Origin of the sequence: Lancefieldella parvula DSM 20469, from assembly GCF_000024225.1 — a bacterium.
GTDB lineage: Bacteria > Actinomycetota > Coriobacteriia > Coriobacteriales > Atopobiaceae > Lancefieldella > Lancefieldella parvula.
Window position 1 is genome coordinate 77,939 of the sequence record NC_013203.1, and the last position, 17,191, is coordinate 95,129.

Sequence of the window (17,191 nt, forward strand, 5' to 3'; positions counted from 1 at the left end):
TTGAATCTACTATATTTTGGCTTGCATTTTGGTGTGAGGTGACAACGTCTTGTTGTGGGTCTCTTGAATTTTTGAGGAGATGATCCTGTTTAACCATGAACATCACGCCTATAAAAGTGTAGAGGCACACAAGATAATCAGGAAGCTGATAGTTGAAATTCCCATGGAAATAAGGGTAAGGGTGAGTCCAGAAGTTTCCAGATTCTTTTGGTCACGATAACGAAGAACAGCAAGAAAAATTGGCGTAAGCAAAAAAGAGATGAGTGTTGAACCAGCAGCTGCAGCAAATATTTGCATAATAATATGATTCAATACAACGCCGTAATAGATTCCAAATGTTGAGTCATAAGAAGTCATAAGAACTTGCAGCAGCGCATGGGCAACAGCACCTAGTAAACAGATTAAGCCGCTTACCAAAAGACCTAAAAGCAGGGAGCGGAATGCATAACCTAAAATAGAAGGAGAATCTTCGCTTCCTGGGTCATCCGATAGGAAGAAGTTTGTGACATAGTTGACGGTATTCTCGCTTATGTTAAGGGAAATTGGCATGGTTATAGTGCAAAGTGCTGCGCAGATACCATAAAGAGGATCGCCAAACCAGGCAGTTACGCTAAATGCCATCAATATGATAGCGGCAACCCAAAAAACAAGCCAGAGGTTGCGATGCAAGAACCAAATGAGATCGCGGCCGCGCTCACCATTGTCAGAATCTCTGCTGCCACCACCAGCAATTTGCAAGTCTTCAGCGTGCTCTTCTTCAAGAACATCAAGAGCGTCGTCAACGGTAACAATTCCTAATAGACGACCTTCGTCTGAAACAACGGGCATTGCAAGGAGATTATATTTTGCAATATTACGTGCAACCTCTTCTTGGTCATCTTCTGGTGAAGCGGTAACTAGGTTTTTATTTGCAATATCTTCAAGGCGCGTCTCAGGATCAGAAACAATTAAACGATTGAGGGTGACTGTTCCTGATAGACGATTGTCTTCATCAGTAAGATAGAGGTAGCGGACTGTTTCAAAGTCTTCATCAAGATTACGAAGTTGTTCAAAAGCGTAGGCAACGTTTTGATTTTCTGGAACAGAAAGCGCCTCGGAGGTCATAATACGACCAGCAGTATCTTCACGATATCCAAGAAGCTGTCTAATAGCACGTTGTTCTTTAACGCCCATTAAACGCAAGAGTTTCTCGGCACGATCGTAACTGAGCTCAGAAACTAGTTCGGCTGCGTCGTCTGGATCCATCTCGGACAGGATACGGGATGCTTCTTTTTCGTTCAAGCCGCCGATGAGCTCAACCGCCATAGCGTCGTCGTTGAACTCCGCCATTGCTCCGGCTCGTTGCTCGTCATCAAGCTGGGCAAACACCTGGCTACGTAGGCGAGAGTCCAGGCGCTCGATAATGTCAGCAACGTCAGCAGGGTGCAGCTCATCCAGGGTCTTGTGGGAAACGGAGAGCTTAACGTTGGAGAGATCGCGCTCAACCAGATCCATATAACTCCACGCAATAATGCGCTCTTGCATAGGATGACCCATGGCGCGCGCAATACGCGTGACCAGGCGCTCAAGCTGGGGAGAAAGGCTGCGCAGCAGACCGCGTGCGCCAACCTCTGCACCCAGAAGACGCAGCTGCGTTGAACTAGTATCGGAAAGTTTGAGGTCATTTACGCGAACGACGCGAATACCGCGTGTATCAACAATCTGCTTGTTGAGAATATCTCTGGCGAGAAGAACCTCGTTAGGCTGCAGATATGAGAAACGAATCTCAGTTGAAGGTACTTTGAGCCTAATGACATCCTCATCGTACGTATCAACATACTTGCGCCAAGAAATCATCATTGGTGTACGGCCAGGACCCATAAAAGCAAGGGAAGTAATGCGAGGAAAAACTTCTCCGGTAGCAATTCCTAGGTCAGAGACAGAACCGATCTTCTCGCCTTCTGAATCTAGAACCGGATTACCCATTAACTGGGAAAGATAAATCATGTGTGCTCCTTACATGCGTCCGAAGACTCAAACGTGGCTCTGTGCGAGAAACTCCGCGTAGTTTGCCACGGGACTGCATTGCGATTTCACCCCTCACGGTGCAAATCGGCACACCGCAAGAGGTCAGCGACTGTGAGGTCGAGGTTTCATGCTGACCTTTCTCTTCATCCAATAGGACGTGAATTGTGCTTGCGAAGACAATTCACAGATGTAGTTATTTTAACGATTTTCTTGCGAGACTGTAAAGACTCTTCACATAATCTAGCTGCTCTGATTTAGGCTGCAGCTGGCTTGTGGGCAACGTGCGAGTGGCGCGCAAGCAACGTGTGACCAGCGCGCAAGTGGCGCACGACCAGCTTAGTTCACGAGATAGCGCTACACACAAAAAAGCTCGATACCTGCAGGAACGCAGATACCGAGCTGTGCTGGTACAAAGTGTAAACGAAACAGCTCTTAGAACTGTACGTTTGGTGCCTGACGAGTGGACTCGTCGGTAACCTGGAAGCTTGTACGTGGGGAACGTCCACCAGCAAGAAGGTTGTTTGGGAAGACAGCGATGATGTTGTTGTAGTTCATGACAACATCGTTGTAGCTCAAGCGGGCGTAGCTGAGGCGGTTCTCGGTGTCAGCAAGTTCTGACTGAAGCTCCAGGAAGTTCTCGTTGGCCTTGAGCTCTGGGTAGTTTTCAACAACAGCAAACAGGTTGGTCAGAGCGTTGGAAAGAGTGCCGGAAGCCTGCATCTTCTCTTCAGGAGTGCGAGCATTTGCGACTGCGGCACGAGCAGAAGTAACTGCCTCAAAAGTCTTAGACTCGTGAGCTGCGTAACCCTTAACGGTGTTGACTAGGTTAGGAATCAGATCGTTACGGCGCTGAAGCTGCGTATCGATAGCTGCCCAAGCGTTGTCACACTTGTTACTAGCGCGGATGATGTTGTTGTGAATGCTAATGGCCCAGAAAACCAAAAGGACAATAACTACAACTGCGGCAATAATTATCATGCTAAATCCTTTCAATCACTGACAATCCTGTGTCAGTCATCCATTTGGACAGGTTAATTATACCCAAAAGTAAAAATCTAAGGCGTTATTGATTAAAGCTTTTAACTTGATGGACGTCTTTTGATGAATGGAATGCTCGCCTGCACACTGGCGAGAAGAACGTTGAGCTAGAAATGACGTGAAATGGAATGGAAGCTCTAAAAAACGCCGTAGTAAAACTGAGAGAAAAATGGAAATAAAACAGAAGTAAAACGCGAAGTTGAGGACCGCCAAAAATGGCGGAGAGGGAGGGATTCGAACCCTCGGAACGGGGACACCGCTCAACGGTTTTCAAGACCGCCGCATTCAACCACTCTGCCACCTCTCCAAAGCGGTAATATCCTACCGCATAATTCAGTTTTTTGCGAGTAGGGGATTTAGTAAGTTAGGTTTTGCTTCATAATTGAGAGCAGAAAAATAAGCGTCAGATTCCCGAAGACTTTGTGTCAGAATCGCAAAAGATTTGCGTCAGATTTCTGACTGATTTGCAACAACAATCGGACAAATAAGGAGTAGCTATGAGTGATGAAGAGCAAGAGCCTTTAACTCCACAAGCTGCTCTTGATCAGAAGTATATGAAACTTGCTCTTGAACAGGCAGAACTCGCAGCTCAGATAGGAGAAGTGCCTATCGGAGCAGTTGTGGTTTGTGGTGGGGAAGTTGTTGCCGTTGCACATAATCGCCGTGAGATTGATAACGATCCTTCTGCGCACGCTGAGTTTCTCGCCATGCAGAAGGCTTCAAAGAAGCTTGGTCGTTGGAGACTTTCGGGCTGTACGGTGTATGTAACGCTGGAACCTTGTTTGATGTGCGCGGGTTTGATGGTCAACGCTCGTATTGACCGCTGCGTGTTTGGCGCGTTTGATCCCAAAGGTGGCGCAACAGGCACGTTATTTGACGTGAGCAGTGATTCAAGACTCAATCACGAGTTTGCGGTTTTGGGAGGAGTGCTAGCAGAAGAAGCATCTGCACAGCTCAAAGCCTTCTTTAAAGAGCGTCGACAGATAAATAAGCTGTAGTTTTAAATCACCTGGAAAATGAAGAAATCAAGATAGTGACTCTCAGGAACACCCCAAAGAATTGGGTGGTCAGGAGCTTGCTGTCGCTCTTCAATTTGTTTGAGCTGCACGTTGGTATGGTGTGCTGCCTCGGCAATTGCCTGGGCGAGAAGATCTCTAGTCATGAAGTGAGAGCATGAACAAGTTGCTAGGTAGCCGCCTCGAGGTAGCAGCTTCATAGCTGTTGCATTGATTTCTTTATAGCCACGCATGGCGCTGCGGACTTTGTCGCGCGTTTTGGTGAATGCAGGCGGATCCAAAATGATAAGGTCAAATGGACCTCCCTCAGCTTTGAGCTGGGTACGGTCGCGAGCCAGTTCTGGCAGGTATTCAAGAACGTTTGCACAGGTAAAGTCTATGCGGTCTGCCAAGCCGTTGAGCTCCGCATTTTGGCGTGCAAGGTCAATGGCGGTTTGGCTGACATCTACGCAGCGGACAAAATCTGCTCCTCCTGCTGTAGCGTTTAGACCAAACGGACCAACGTGACAGAAGCAATCCAGTACACGATGACCTTGCGCAAGTTGACGAACTGCTCGGCGGTTGTATTTTTGATCTAAGAAAAAGCCGGTTTTCTGGCTGTTCTCTAGGTCAAGGTTGAATTTGAGTCCATTTTCGGTTGCAAGAACGTGAGTTGAAGGCGAGGTAAGGGAACTTTCTGCAATCAAGCCATTCTCGTCAGGAGAGGTACCTGTCCACCAGCCCTTATATTGCGGAAGTCCCTCTTTAAGGCGTGAAGGAGAGTCATTTCTTTCGTAGATGCCATCAATTACCTGGCCGTCTGAAGATAAAACCTCAAGCAGCAGAGGATAGATAACGTTGCGCAGACGCTCCATGCCAACGGTTCCTACCTGCGCAACAAGTACATTCTCGTAGCGGTCAACGATTAAGCCAGGAAAACCATCGGCCTCAGAGAAGATAACGCGGCAGCAATTGGTATCGGACTCAGTACCTGGTAGAGCGCGGTTTCCCATAATGGTTTTTCGGTGCTTCCACGCCCAGCTAATTTTTCGGCTCCAAAACGCTTCGTTGAGTCTATCGTTGGCGTTTCTTGTCACAATTCTGACGCGAATCTTGCTCATTTCTGACAGAAGACCGGTTCCCTGGTAGGTGCCGTTCTCCTCAAAGACATCAACAATGCAACCATTTTGTGCATGCTCGCCACTTTCTGGAGACGGCTCTACACGGATAACCTCACCCTCAAAGACCCAAGGATGCCCGCCCGCAAGTGCGCGAGCTGCTTTCTTGGTGACAATAACCTGAGGATAAGGGCGAAGTTGCTTCATGATGTTCTTTCTCGTAAGAAAAATGTAAAAAATAAAGTGCCGGGCACATAAACGCACTCGGTATTGATGAGCTGTAGGAATACGTTACAAAAACAGCAGGATGAGTGCAATAAGAGGGAGGGTTCCTTGTTTGATGGCGGCGCTGCGTTTATCTGGCGAAGAGAAGAACAGCAATGCTGCTGCGCTGAACATTGAAAGAACGCCAAAGATTGCAAGAGGTTTACCTATGACGTTGCCAAAAAACATGAAACAGACGCCAAAAAGTGTCTCTATAGCAAGCATAAGGTTGTAGAATCCCTGATTAAAGGCCATTTCTTTGGTATTATTGGCTTCTTCTTTTGTCATGCCAAAAGTTGAACGAGCTTTTTCTGAGGTCCAAGCAATAGACTCCATATAGAAAATGAAGACGTGTAGAAGACCGGCTAAGATAGCAGCAATAGCACCAACGGTTGACAAAATAGACATGGCAACTCCTTACTAAGCGTTTGGTTAAGGTACCTTAACACTTATGTGTGGCGTCCATATCTTCCGCTAAAACCAAAGTTTCTTCCGCGTGCTCTTGAGCCAGAAAACATGGAACGAGTAGTTTTGGAAGTAGAACGAGACGCCTGCAAAATAATACGTCCTGTTTCATACCCAAAGCCAGGTAGATCCCATGCAGGAACTAACGCTTTTGTGAAGTACTCAATCTCTCTAAGCGGCGTAACCTCGTCTGGTCCCATGAACGTATAGGCCTGACCTGTGGCTCCGGCACGGCCCGTTCGGCCAATGCGGTGAACGTAATCCTCGGGGTCAAGAGGTACGTCAAAGTTAATGACGACGTCAATGCCCTGGATATCAATGCCGCGGCTCATGACGTCGGTTGCAACAAGAATTTGAATAGAGGCGCTGCGGAATCGATCTAAAGCTTTTGCGCGAGCTTTTTGCGGACGGTCCGCATGCATAACATCAACTTTCAGACCTGCAGCTTTGAGGTTTTTATAAATGCTATCAACGCGCGACTTTGTCCTGCAAAAGACCAAAACGCGCTCTGGCGCAGGATCAAACGAGTCGATAAGTGCCTTCAAGAGCTGCGGTTTTTGTCCCTGGGTAACTGAGCACAAATGTTGCTCGATTGTTGCTGCAGTTTGTCCGGTTCTTGCAATCTCGATACGCTCTGGGTCTTTGAGCAGCGCATCTATGGTTGACGTAATTGACGCGGGGAGCGTTGCCGAGAAGAGCAACGTTTGATGTGCCTTGGGAAGCTGTTCCATAATGCGGTGCACGCTTGGCCAAAAGCCCATGTCAAGCATACGGTCTGCTTCATCGAGTACCAGCACCTGGATGTCCTCTAGGCTTGTATGCTTCTTGTCGAGAAGATCAATCAAACGGCCGGGTGTTGCCACCAGCACGTCGCAACCTTTTTGCAGCGCGGCTATCTGGTGTTTGTAGTGAGCGCCACCTGTGACAATGACGGCTTGCTGACCAGTGGATGCGCAAACGCTTTTGGCAACGTTGTCAATTTGGGCTGCAAGTTCTCTCGTCGGTGTAACGATGAGCGCACGAGGATACGCGTTGCGTTTGCCGGTGCCGCGTTTGGCGTTGCGCTCGGCGACTGCGTTGCGCTCGGCGGCTGCATTGCGTTTGCCGTCAGGTTTCTCGGCTTTGTCGTGTTTCTCGACAGCAATACGCTGCAGCGTAGGCAACATAAACGCTGCAGTTTTGCCCGTTCCTGTTTGAGCAGATGCAACAACATCCTTACCCGCCAGGACAGCAGGAATTGCTGCAGTTTGAACGGGAGTGGGCACGCTAAACCCAAGCGTTGTAACGCCCGCTAAAATTTGCTCGTTTAGCCCGAGCTCGGCAAAAGTTATTTCCATACAAACAAGTATACTTATGTGCAACGATTAGCTAAAGGAAGTTACCATGCCAATTAATATTCCAGATGGTTTACCAGCTAAGAAGACACTGCAAGAAGAGCGCATTTTTGCGCTTGAGGAGGAAGTTGCAGAACACCAGGAGATTCGCCCGCTTCGCCTGGCAATTTTGAATTTAATGCCTAAGAAAATTCAGACTGAGACACAAATTCTCCGCCTGATTTCAAAGTCTCCTATTCAGGTGACGTGTGACTTTATGCGTATCTCTTCGCATGAATCTAAAAATACTTCCGCCGACCATTTGGTTACGTTTTATTCAACTTTTGATGACTTCAAAGATAAAAATTACGACGGTTTGATTATTACAGGTGCTCCTATTGAGGACCTCAAATACGAAGACGTAGACTACTGGGATGAATTTTGTCGCATTGTTGACTGGTCTCAGGAACATGTCTTTTCCACCATGTATCTGTGCTGGGGCGCACTAGCTGGCCTGTACTACTTGCACGACATCCCAAAGAAGATACTAGGAGCTAAGCTCTTTGGTATTTTTCCGCAGCGTTTATGCGACGAGTATTGCTTTCTTACCAATGGATTTGACGAGGTACATTACATGCCGCATTCTCGTCATGCCGCGATTGAGACATCAGCTCTAGTAAATCATCCCGAGCTTGCTGTGCTTTCTGAGGGATTTACCAGTGGCCCTGCGCTTCTCGTTACTAGAGATTTCCATGAGATTTTTGTAACCGGTCATTTTGAATATGACCGTGACACTCTTGCAGAAGAGTATTGGCGTGACTTCCACAAAGGCCTGCCTATTCGTTTGCCAGAGAATTATTTTCCTGACAACGATCCAGAAAAGCAGCCGCTGTTCACCTGGCGTGCTCATGCTAATTTGCTGTATCGCAACTGGATTAACTGGGTGTATCAGATGACGCCGTACAATACAAATAAGATACCTGCGGCTATTACAGATCTTCATCAGCGTGTTGTCGAGGCCGATCCTGATGCAAGGATGACCGGTAGGTTCTAGGTAGGCATTTACACGGTGACCGAATTGCTAACGCTTGTAACTGGTTAGACGCCATCAATACAATAAAATAATTGATTGATACACGCGTATGAAGCTACGTGTAGAAACACGTATAGAGAGGATACGTTGATGAAGGTTGTAATTGCATCAGATATTCACGGTGCTGCTGACTATTGCGAGAAGCTCATGCAGGTTATAGAGGAGGAGCAACCAAAGTATGTTTTGCTTCTTGGAGACCTGCTTTATCACGGACCTCGTAACGATCTTCCTGCAAATTATGCACCAAAGCGTGTCATTGAAATGCTGAATAGTATTTCCGATAAGGTCATTGCTGTTCGCGGAAATTGCGAGGCAGAGGTTGACCAGATGGTTCTCGATTTTCCGTGCATGGCTGATTACAACATCTTGTTTGACAAGGATCCAAAGACTGGCAAGCAGTTCACTATCTTCTTTACTCACGGTCATGTCTTTGGTCCTGGTATTCACAACAGCGTTGATAAGTGGCCTCAGATGCCAAGCCTTGACGCGTTTGTGTACGGTCACACGCATAGAAAAGTTAACATGCAGAGCGCCGATCATCCAGAGGTCACCGTGTTCAACCCAGGCTCCGTGGGCATTCCAAAAGACGGCACCCATAGCTGCGGAATCTATGAGGATGGTAAGTTTAGGCACGTAATTCTTGGCGAGTAGTTATTGAGCAAATCGCGCTCATCCGCACATCGTGCGTCATAAGCCGTTTACCTGCGTACGTAAAAAGGCGAGAAGATCAATCGGTCTTCTCGCCTTATTTTGTAGCACTATACGAGTCGGCTAGTGCATAGAAATAGTCATGAATTCATAGCCATGAGCATGGCGTGCAACAGAATATTCAAAAGCACGGCCGTCATCGATATAACCTATTTGTTCAACTTCAAGTAGAGGTTCATTTGGAGTTATAGAAAGACGCTCAGCTTCAAGAGTGGTTGGCATGACTGCTCTAATGACACGGTGAGCGTTGGCAATACGAAGCTCAAGGGTATTCTCAATATATGCATATATCGAATGCTCAAGATGTTTCATTTTAAGATTTGGAATTAAACCGATAGGCATATAGGTGTATTCAATAACTTGTGAAACATCATCAACAATGCGTACACGTACAATGCGGTATACAAAATCTTCAGGACTAATATCCAATGCTTTGGCAATGTATTCTGATGGATGCTGAACCTCAAAGGTATATACAATAGATTTGACACGTTCACCACGAGCGGTATGCTCAGCCATGAAACCTTCCATTTGTCCGGAGACTTCTTTACTCGGACGTATTTGAGTTCCTTCTTCAAGTTTTTTTACAAATGTGCCCGAACCCTTACGTCTAAAGATAAGACCTTGTTGTTCTAGCACTTCAAGTGCCTTGTTAATGGTAATCTTGCTCACTTCATATTGTTGACAAAGCTGAGCTACAGAAGGTAGGCGAGAATATGCTGGGTAGGTACCCAGGGAGATATCTTGCTTTATATCTTGAACAATAAGGTCGTATTTGTTCATCTTAATTCCTTTGAAACAGAACAATTTATAGATTGCATTTTAATTTATTTAGGCTAGTATACTACGTGTATTTATTTGACATATCTTCTTATATAATATGACATGTCAGATTTATTAATACAAGAGAGAAGGGCAATTATGCAATATCAGCTTCCTAAAGACTTTTTCTTTGGCGGGGCTATGTCTGGCCCACAAACTGAAGGCAGATGGCAAGATGACGGAAGAATCCCTAGCATTTGGGATACTTGGTCTAACCTTGACATCACCGCTTTTCACAACCGCGTAGGGTCTTATGGTGGCAATGATTTTAGCAGCAGAATGGAAGAGGACTTTGAGCTTCTTAAGTCAATAGGAATGGACTCAGTTCGTACTTCTATCCAGTGGAGTCGCCTTTTAGATATCGATGGAAACCTTAATCCAGAGGGTGAGAGGTACTATCATCAGCTCTTTGCTACAGCAAAGAAGGTTGGTATTGAGATTTTTGTAAATCTCTATCACTTTGATATGCCTGAATACCTCTTCAATCGCGGTGGTTGGGAGTCTCGCGAGGTAGTTGAGGCATATGCGCATTATGCACGTATTGCGTTTGAGACTTTTGGTAAAGAGATTCGTTACTGGTTTACTTTTAATGAGCCAATTGTTGAGCCTGAGATGCGCTATACCGTTGGCGGATGGTTCCCTTTTGTAAAGAATTATTCCCGCGCTCGTGCTGTTCAGTACAATATTTCGCTTGCTCATGCGCTTGGTGTCCGCGAGTATCGTCGCGCAAAAGCAGCAGGTTTTATGCTTGAGGATTCTCGCATTGGTCTTATCAATTGCTTTGCACCACCATATACCAAAGACAATCCATCAGAAGCAGACCTTGAGGCGCTGCGTATGACCGATGGCGTTAACATTCGCTGGTGGCTTGACCTAGTTACTAAGGGAGAACTCCCACAGGATGTCATTGATACGCTGCAGTCTCGTGGTGTTGACCTGCCTATTCGCCCTGAGGATAAGCTCATTCTTGCCGATGGAGTTGTGGATTGGTTGGGCTGCAATTATTACCATCCAGAGCGTATTCAGGCTCCTGCAAAAGATACTGATGAAAATGGCATTCCAAACTTTGCTGACCCGTATGTTTGGCCAGAAGCAGAGATGAATGTTTCTCGTGGTTGGGAAATTTACCCACAAGGTCTTTACGACTTTGCTATGAAGGTTCGCGATGAATATCCAGAGCTTGAGTGGTTTGTTTCTGAGAATGGCATGGGTGTTGAGCGAGAAGATCTTAAAAAAGATGAAAACGGTGTAATTCAGGACGACTACCGTGTTGATTTTGTTCGTCGCCATCTTGAGTGGATTGCCCGTGCAATTCAGGACGGCGCAAAATGTCGTGGTTACCACTACTGGGCCATCATTGATAACTGGTCTTGGGCAAATGCTTTCAAGAACCGTTATGGCTTTATTGAGGTAGATCTGGAAGATAACTACAACCGTCGTCTTAAGAAATCAGCTAAGTGGCTTAAACAAATTGCCACTACACATATAGTTGACTAGAAACTCGTGAAAGGAGTTTGTTCATGGCAAAAGATAATGGCCAAGCATCGTTTCTAGATAAATTTGCAGAAGTTTCTGCAAAAGTAGGCAATCAAGTTCACTTGAGAAGCCTACGCGATGCATTCGCAACTGTCAGCCCAATTTACATTTTGGCTGGTATTGCAGTACTGATCAACAACGTTCTGTTCCCACTCATCTTTGCTAATGATCCAGTCACCTTGGCTAATTTCAAGGTTTGGGGTGCAGCGATTGCTCAGGGAACTCTGAGTTTCTCGGCAGTTATTCTTGCAGGCATCATTGGTTATTGCCTTGCTCGTAATAAGCGTTTTGAAAACGCAATTTCTTGCGTTGTTATTGGCATTGCTGCTCTTATTATCATGATGCCTCAGAGCATTGTTGCCACCGCAGGCGCTGTTCTTCACGCAACTAACGCTGCTAACGCAGCTGCTGCAGCAGTAACACTTCCTGTGGCTGAGGTTGCTAAGCTTCTGCCAAATGACTATGCAGTCACTGGCGTCGATGTAACAGGCGCTTTTTCCTCCTCCTTCACTGGTACTAACGGTCTGTTTGGTGCAATCATTATTGGCCTGCTTTCGACCACAATTTTCATTAAGCTCTCTAGCGTTAAACAGCTGAAGGTCAACCTTGGTGAGGGTGTTCCACCAGCGGTTGCAGATTCTTTTAACACCATGATTCCTATGATGTTGACCTTGAGTGTTTTTGGTATTGCTTCTGCTCTTCTTGCAGTTTGTGCAGGTACTGACCTTATGACCATCATTGCAACAAGCATTTCCGCCCCACTGAAGGGCCTTATGAATGCTGGTCCATTTGCTGTCATCGTCATCTACACCTTTGCAAACCTTCTCTTCTGCCTTGGTATTCACCAGTCCACCATCTCTGGTGTTCTGATTGAGCCAATCCTGACCATGCTTATTGTTGACAACATGGCAACCTTCGCAGCTGGTCAGCCAATCCCTCAGGATCACTACATGAACATGCAGATCATCAACACCTTTGCGCTGATTGGCGGTTCTGGTTGTACTCTGATGCTGCTTTTTGACACCTTTATCTTCTCCAAGAACAAGGCTTCTAAAGACGTTGCGGCACTTTCTCTTCTCCCAGGTATCTTTAACATCAACGAGCCAGTTATTTATGGTTACCCAATTGTCTTTAACCTTCCTTTGATGATTCCATTTGTTCTTGTACCAGATTTGTTCATCGGTCTGACCTACCTGCTCACCAACCTTGGTTGGATTAGCCCTTGCGTTGCAATGGTTCCTTGGACCACTCCAGTCTTTTTGAGTGGTTGGTTAGCAACCGGTGGCGACGTTCGTGCTGTTATTTGGCAGATCGTCGAGGTTCTTCTCGCAATGGCAATTTACCTGCCATTTATGAAGATCTCCGAGCGCGCACAGGTCAAGCAGGCTGAGGCTCTTGCAGAGAAAGCTCAGGATGCAGAGTAGTTTGTAAGCTTATAATCTGAGTATCACTTGAAGCCAGCCATCGTATTAGGTGGCTGGCTTATCAGAAGGAGATCACATGAAAATCTTACTTGCTTGCAACGCCGGGATGTCTACCAGTTTGCTTGTCCAGAAGCTTCAGAAAGAGGCTGCTTCTCGCGGTTTAGATGCAGAGATTATTGCAAATCCTCTTAATAAGGCACTCGAGCTTATTGATGGCGCAGATGTCTTTTTACTTGGACCTCAGATTGCTTATGCAAAGGCAGATGTTGAGGCTGCAGCAGGATCTATTCCTGTAGCTGTTATTCCTATGGTTGATTACGGTAGGATGAACGCTGCAAAGATTCTTGACGATGCACTTGAGCTTATTAAATAAGCTGTAAAAGATTTTGTGAGCTCTCAGGTGCTCAAAAGAAGAGTATGAGGTAAAAATGGCTTTAGATGACGGCATGACTGCTACACAAGAAGCAGCCTTTGAGATTATTGCTACCGTTGGAACTGCAAAGTCAATGTATATTGGCGCAATCCAGAAGGCAAAAGCAGGCGATATTGAAGGTGCTCGCGCAGATGTTCTTGCGGGTACAGAAATCTTCAATGAGGGTCACGGCACGCACTTGAATATGCTTCAGCAGTCTGCAATCGACAACAGTAACGTTGAGTTCTCGCTCATTTTGCTCCACGCCGAAGATCAGCTTATGCAGGCTGAGTCTTTCCGCATCATTGCTGAGGACTTTATTGATGTGTACGAGAAGCTACTTAAAAAATAGCTGGCGAGAAAAACATTCTAGGCGCTTTGGTGCTTGGCTGCTAAGCGCTTGGTCTGTAAAGTAGCTCTCATTCACCTCAGACAAATAAAAAGGCGAGAAGATCAATTGGTCTTCTCGCCTTTGTGCGCCTTGCGGTATATTGTGCTGCTTTCTAGTTAGCGTTACTTTCTAGAAAGCGTATCTGTGTTCCACGTGCTACTTTGAGAGCTGATAGAAACGGTTTTGCCGCCGTCGGTAGAGGAGAGGGTAAAAGGCTCGCTTCTGCCACTAACCTGACCATTGAAGTTAAGCTCAAGCTTGCTCTCGTCGCCGGTCCAGGTTCCGCGAACCTCAGGCTGACCACCAATACGCCAAAGGACCGTGCCATCTTTCTGGATGACAACCTCCATAGATTTGCCGTCGGTGCCGGTTCCGCTATAGGTACCAACCCACTTTTCGGCTTTCTTGCGGTCCTCCTCGGACTTTTTGTCCTTATCCTTCTTCTCTTGCTCGTTCTTGTTTTTCTCAGTCACGCCAGATTTTAGACTCTCACCTTTCTTTATCTGGTCAGAAACACGAGAGTGGTATGAGTCATATGTTGAATTAGTGCCGGTATCATTGCCCCAGATTTCCTTCTCGTTCTCTATGTCACCGAGAAGAGCCTGCAGTTCAACAAGCCTATTAGCAACGGACTTGAGGTCAAGCGTGGTTGCTGAATCGGTATCGTTAAAGCTGTTTGCAGCCAGCCTGCGCTTGTAGTCGGCCTCAAACCAGTCGCGAATCTTCTTCTGCCCATCCGAGATTGAGCTGTTTAGGACGTTGACACTTGAGTCATCGGTGCCGTTTGGAAGGCGGAACTGGCCATTTTTCTGGTCACCAGTGATTTGCTCTTCAATTTGATCGAGCTTCTCGTATTGGTTGAGAAGTTCAACACGACTGCTGTCGCTGGTTGGATTAACGTCAACGCTTTTGATTTGCTCTTGATAACTGGCAATACGCTGCTGGACAGCGTTGCGCCTGGCTGCATCGTCTTGATGAGAGTGGATGACCCATACAATGGCCAATGCGCCTACGACTAAGACGGCTGCCAGCAAGCCAAATGCAACTTTGCGGAGCGTGTCCGAACCGTCCTTGGTTTGTTTGCGTTCAACAGAGCTAGGTCCGTTTGAAATGACGGTGAACTGTGAAGGGTCAAAGTGAGAAATGGCAGTTGAATCAAGGTCGTCGGTGGTAAAGACGTTGATGCGGTCAGGGTCGTTAATGAAGGTTGTAGATTCCTCATCGGTTGCGTCATCAGCTGCGTCATCAGCTGGATGCTCTGCGAGGATGGTAGCGTCTGGGTCAGTTACCGTTTCAGTTGGCGTATCAGACTCTGCTGGTGCGATAACCTCGGTGGCTGTGGTGGAGTTGTCGGGTGCGGTTTCTGGTGTAGGTCCTGTAGACTCAGCAGGCGCATCGGTTTTCTCGACATTCGCGGCGTCTGCAACATCCGCAGTGTCTGCAACATCCACGGCGTCTGAAACATCCACGGCGTCTGCAACATCTGCAGTGTCTGCAACATCCGCAACATCCGCGGCGTCTGAAAGCTTCTGTCCACAGTTGGGACAGAAATTTGTGTGCTCATCAATTTCAACTCCGCAATTGGGGCAATTCATAGAGTCGCTCCTTAAATCGCCAGTTAGACTCAGTGGCTTTTAGTTGTACTGGGTTACTATTGTAGCGTTAACAGGAGAAACGCCAAAATGTTTTTAGTTTTGGGAACAGCTGTAGATGCTGAGAGTGGAGTGATATGGCACAAAGCTGCACGTTTGAACCTACGGCTTAAAGCAGAGAAACCCCTGCTTCTGCACAACGTTCTTCAGTCTTCTTGTCCCAAATAGACGCCTGCACCTCTCCAACGTGCGCTTTTTCTAGTAGTAGCATGCAGAGACGGCTTTGGCCAATTCCACCGCCAATGGTAAAAGGCAGCTCACCGTCAATAAGCATCTTATGGAACGGCAGCTTAAGGCGGTCTTCGCATCCAGCGATTGCCAGCTGCGACTTAAGTACCTCGGCATCAACGCGAATGCCCATACTGCTAATCTCAACAGCACAGTCTAAGGTCTCATCCCAGAACAGCAGGTCGCCGTTGAGTGACCAATCGTCGTAGTCGGGAGACCTAAAATCGTGAGGTTGGCCAGAGTTTAAGGCACCACCAATGCCCACGATAAACGTGGTTGGATGTTCGCGAACAAACAGATTTTCTCGCTGTTTAGACGTCTGAGTAGGGTAGAGGTCCTCGAGCTCTTGCGAGGTTACAAAGGTAACTTCTCGGCTAAGCTGTGTGTTGAGCTGGGGATAGTGCCATTTGAGCTCGTCGAGCGTACCGCAGATTGCCTCGACAATGCGGCAGACAGCGTCTTCTAGCGTATCGGTATTGCGCTCGTCCTGCGTAATGATGCGTTCCCAGTCCCACTGGTCCACGTAAATGGAGTGCAGGTTATCGGGTTGTTCATCGCGACGGATAGCGTTCATATCGCAAACCAGGCCGCGGCCGACGGCAAAGTTGTAGCGCCACAGTGCATAGCGCTTCCACTTAGCAAGCGACTGAACTACCTCGGCGTCTTTGCCAACGTTAGGTAGATCAAAGGCAACGGGATGCTCGACACCATTGAGGTTGTCGTTCATGCCAGTAAGCGGATCAACGATGAGCGGTGCAGTGACACGCGACAGCTTCAGTGCAGCGCACAGTTTGGTCAGAAATACGTTCTTGACCTGCTCAATAGCTTTCTGTGTATCGTAGAGGGAAAGGCTTGAACGGTAGCCCTCGGGAATCTTGGTCATGTGGTCTCCTTGCAAGAGAGCGCTAAAAATTTGAATGCGCTGATTTTGCCTTCTTTCTTTAACCCTTTGGCGAGAAACTCGTGTGATTTAACCGTTTTGTCAAAAAGACGTACATTCAGTGACTGGAGAGATTCTATATATAGGTAGGAAAGTGAGTTAAATAGCTTGTCGCACGATATTAATGTCTCAGCATAACAGTCGAGAAAATTTCTAAAAATTTTTGAAAAAGTCAGTATAGTCTAACTATTTTCGGAAATATAACAGTTAACTAGTAATAATTACTAGTTAACTAAATAATATATCTAACAGAAAGGTTTTAACTATGCTAAACGATAAGCTCAATGTTCTTCTCGCTAACTACGCTGTTGAGGCCCACAAGATTCACAACTTCCATTGGTACGTCAGTGGTCCTTCGTTCTACAACGTGCATACTGACCTCGACGAGGTTTATGGTGCAATGTATGATCAGCTTGACGAGGTTGCCGAGCTTATTCTGATGAACGGCGGCTCTCCACTTGGCTCTATGGATTCCTTCCTCAAGAATGCAACTCTTTCCGAGGCTGCAGAAGGCTTCAAAAGCCCACAGGAGATTTTCAAGGCAATTCTTGCTGACTACGAGGCAATTCGCACACTTGCAGCGGAAATCAAGAAGGATGCAGACGCTGAGGACAACTTCCTTGTTTCTGCAGCAATGGACGAGCACATCGCTCTTCTCTCCAAGACCATTTGGATGATTAAGCAGTCCAACAAGTAAGTTTGGTGAACAACCTTCGGGTGAGTAATAAGCTTAACCCTTAGTAAACAACCAGCTAAACGTTGTGTTTCTTTCTTTCCCGTATGTT

Annotated in this window: 16 protein-coding genes and 1 tRNA gene; 8 read left to right on the top strand and 9 right to left on the bottom strand. The window is 46.7% G+C overall.

All coding sequences use genetic code 11. The annotated features are described in order from the left end of the window. Positions 1 to 108 precede the first annotated feature (108 nt). The 3 genes from APAR_RS00375 to APAR_RS00385 all read right to left on the bottom strand — a co-directional run bounded on the left by APAR_RS00375 (position 109) and on the right by APAR_RS00385 (position 3,352). Entirely contained in the window at positions 109 to 1,986 is a 1,878-nt protein-coding gene (locus tag APAR_RS00375; RefSeq protein ID WP_012808165.1) for a magnesium transporter, read from the bottom strand. Between the two features lie 453 nt (positions 1,987 to 2,439). Then, a complete protein-coding gene (locus tag APAR_RS00380) occupies positions 2,440 to 2,985 on the bottom strand; it encodes a LemA family protein (protein ID WP_012808166.1) in 546 nt (181 codons plus the stop codon). A gap of 276 nt (positions 2,986 to 3,261) precedes the next feature. Beyond that, positions 3,262 to 3,352, bottom strand: a tRNA-Ser gene (locus APAR_RS00385). 190 nt (positions 3,353 to 3,542) lie between these two features. On the opposite strand from APAR_RS00385, the gene tadA reads away from it, so the two are divergent. Then, entirely contained in the window at positions 3,543 to 4,043 is a 501-nt protein-coding gene (tadA, locus tag APAR_RS00390) for a tRNA adenosine(34) deaminase TadA (protein ID WP_012808167.1), read from the top strand. A gap of 2 nt (positions 4,044 to 4,045) precedes the next feature. Here tadA and APAR_RS00395 read toward each other — a convergent pair whose 3' ends face one another. From APAR_RS00395 to APAR_RS00405, 3 genes are all read right to left on the bottom strand, one after another. Next, positions 4,046 to 5,365 carry a class I SAM-dependent rRNA methyltransferase gene (locus APAR_RS00395; RefSeq protein WP_012808168.1) on the bottom strand — a complete coding sequence of 440 codons (1,320 nt, stop codon included), beginning with the start codon at positions 5,363 to 5,365 and terminating at the stop codon, positions 4,046 to 4,048. A gap of 84 nt (positions 5,366 to 5,449) precedes the next feature. Continuing rightward, on the bottom strand, positions 5,450 to 5,830 hold the full coding sequence (locus tag APAR_RS00400) for a DUF1304 domain-containing protein (protein WP_012808169.1): 381 nt from the start codon (positions 5,828 to 5,830) through the stop codon (positions 5,450 to 5,452). A gap of 41 nt (positions 5,831 to 5,871) precedes the next feature. Beyond that, positions 5,872 to 7,152, bottom strand: a complete 1,281-nt coding sequence (locus APAR_RS00405; RefSeq protein WP_245526051.1) for a DEAD/DEAH box helicase — start codon at positions 7,150 to 7,152, stop codon at positions 5,872 to 5,874. Positions 7,153 to 7,270: 118 nt separating this feature from the next. Between APAR_RS00405 and APAR_RS00410 the strand changes: the two genes are divergently transcribed. Further along, positions 7,271 to 8,254, top strand: a complete 984-nt coding sequence (locus APAR_RS00410; RefSeq protein WP_012808171.1) for a homoserine O-succinyltransferase — start codon at positions 7,271 to 7,273, stop codon at positions 8,252 to 8,254. A gap of 129 nt (positions 8,255 to 8,383) precedes the next feature. After that, positions 8,384 to 8,944, top strand: a complete 561-nt coding sequence (gene yfcE, locus APAR_RS00415) for a phosphodiesterase (RefSeq protein ID WP_012808172.1) — start codon at positions 8,384 to 8,386, stop codon at positions 8,942 to 8,944. A gap of 120 nt (positions 8,945 to 9,064) precedes the next feature. On the opposite strand, the gene APAR_RS00420 is transcribed toward yfcE, so the two are convergent. After that, positions 9,065 to 9,784, bottom strand: coding sequence for a GntR family transcriptional regulator (locus APAR_RS00420; protein WP_012808173.1), 720 nt, complete (start codon positions 9,782 to 9,784; stop codon positions 9,065 to 9,067). Between the two features lie 138 nt (positions 9,785 to 9,922). Here APAR_RS00420 and APAR_RS00425 point away from each other — a divergent pair, with 138 nt between their 5' ends. The 4 genes from APAR_RS00425 to APAR_RS00440 all read left to right on the top strand — a co-directional run bounded on the left by APAR_RS00425 (position 9,923) and on the right by APAR_RS00440 (position 13,547). After that, positions 9,923 to 11,320, top strand: a complete 1,398-nt coding sequence (locus APAR_RS00425) for a glycoside hydrolase family 1 protein (protein ID WP_012808174.1) — start codon at positions 9,923 to 9,925, stop codon at positions 11,318 to 11,320. A 23-nt stretch (positions 11,321 to 11,343) separates the two neighbouring features. Next, entirely contained in the window at positions 11,344 to 12,783 is a 1,440-nt protein-coding gene (locus tag APAR_RS00430) for a PTS sugar transporter subunit IIC (protein WP_012808175.1), read from the top strand. 76 nt (positions 12,784 to 12,859) lie between these two features. Beyond that, entirely contained in the window at positions 12,860 to 13,156 is a 297-nt protein-coding gene (locus APAR_RS00435) for a PTS sugar transporter subunit IIB (RefSeq protein WP_012808176.1), read from the top strand. Positions 13,157 to 13,211: 55 nt separating this feature from the next. Continuing rightward, entirely contained in the window at positions 13,212 to 13,547 is a 336-nt protein-coding gene (locus tag APAR_RS00440) for a PTS lactose/cellobiose transporter subunit IIA (RefSeq protein ID WP_012808177.1), read from the top strand. A gap of 161 nt (positions 13,548 to 13,708) precedes the next feature. Here APAR_RS00440 and APAR_RS00445 read toward each other — a convergent pair whose 3' ends face one another. After that, on the bottom strand, positions 13,709 to 15,181 hold the full coding sequence (locus APAR_RS00445; RefSeq protein WP_012808178.1) for a zinc ribbon domain-containing protein: 1,473 nt from the start codon (positions 15,179 to 15,181) through the stop codon (positions 13,709 to 13,711). A 166-nt stretch (positions 15,182 to 15,347) separates the two neighbouring features. Continuing rightward, positions 15,348 to 16,349 (bottom strand): aspartate--ammonia ligase, encoded by a 1,002-nt coding sequence (asnA, locus tag APAR_RS00450; RefSeq protein WP_012808180.1) that lies wholly within the window; start codon positions 16,347 to 16,349, stop codon positions 15,348 to 15,350. Between the two features lie 322 nt (positions 16,350 to 16,671). On the opposite strand from asnA, the gene APAR_RS00455 reads away from it, so the two are divergent. Beyond that, positions 16,672 to 17,103, top strand: coding sequence for a Dps family protein (locus APAR_RS00455; RefSeq protein WP_012808181.1), 432 nt, complete (start codon positions 16,672 to 16,674; stop codon positions 17,101 to 17,103). Positions 17,104 to 17,191: the final 88 nt, after the last annotated feature.

Bases quoted from the DNA above. Each gene is read 5' to 3' on its own strand.
- APAR_RS00455 (WP_012808181.1), top strand. From the start codon at position 16,672: ATGCTAAACGATAAGCTCAATGTTCTTCTCGCTAACTACGCTGTTGAG.
- APAR_RS00440 (WP_012808177.1), top strand. From the start codon at position 13,212: ATGGCTTTAGATGACGGCATGACTGCTACACAAGAAGCAGCCTTTGAG.
- yfcE (WP_012808172.1), top strand. From the start codon at position 8,384: ATGAAGGTTGTAATTGCATCAGATATTCACGGTGCTGCTGACTATTGC.
- tadA (WP_012808167.1), top strand. From the start codon at position 3,543: ATGAGTGATGAAGAGCAAGAGCCTTTAACTCCACAAGCTGCTCTTGAT.
- APAR_RS00375 (WP_012808165.1), bottom strand. From the start codon at position 1,986: ATGATTTATCTTTCCCAGTTAATGGGTAATCCGGTTCTAGATTCAGAA.
- APAR_RS00400 (WP_012808169.1), bottom strand. From the start codon at position 5,830: ATGTCTATTTTGTCAACCGTTGGTGCTATTGCTGCTATCTTAGCCGGT.
- APAR_RS00420 (WP_012808173.1), bottom strand. From the start codon at position 9,784: ATGAACAAATACGACCTTATTGTTCAAGATATAAAGCAAGATATCTCC.
- asnA (WP_012808180.1), bottom strand. From the start codon at position 16,349: ATGACCAAGATTCCCGAGGGCTACCGTTCAAGCCTTTCCCTCTACGAT.
- APAR_RS00380 (WP_012808166.1), bottom strand. From the start codon at position 2,985: ATGATAATTATTGCCGCAGTTGTAGTTATTGTCCTTTTGGTTTTCTGG.
- APAR_RS00445 (WP_012808178.1), bottom strand. From the start codon at position 15,181: ATGAATTGCCCCAATTGCGGAGTTGAAATTGATGAGCACACAAATTTC.
- APAR_RS00410 (WP_012808171.1), top strand. From the start codon at position 7,271: ATGCCAATTAATATTCCAGATGGTTTACCAGCTAAGAAGACACTGCAA.
- APAR_RS00425 (WP_012808174.1), top strand. From the start codon at position 9,923: ATGCAATATCAGCTTCCTAAAGACTTTTTCTTTGGCGGGGCTATGTCT.
- APAR_RS00430 (WP_012808175.1), top strand. From the start codon at position 11,344: ATGGCAAAAGATAATGGCCAAGCATCGTTTCTAGATAAATTTGCAGAA.
- APAR_RS00435 (WP_012808176.1), top strand. From the start codon at position 12,860: ATGAAAATCTTACTTGCTTGCAACGCCGGGATGTCTACCAGTTTGCTT.
- APAR_RS00395 (WP_012808168.1), bottom strand. From the start codon at position 5,365: ATGAAGCAACTTCGCCCTTATCCTCAGGTTATTGTCACCAAGAAAGCA.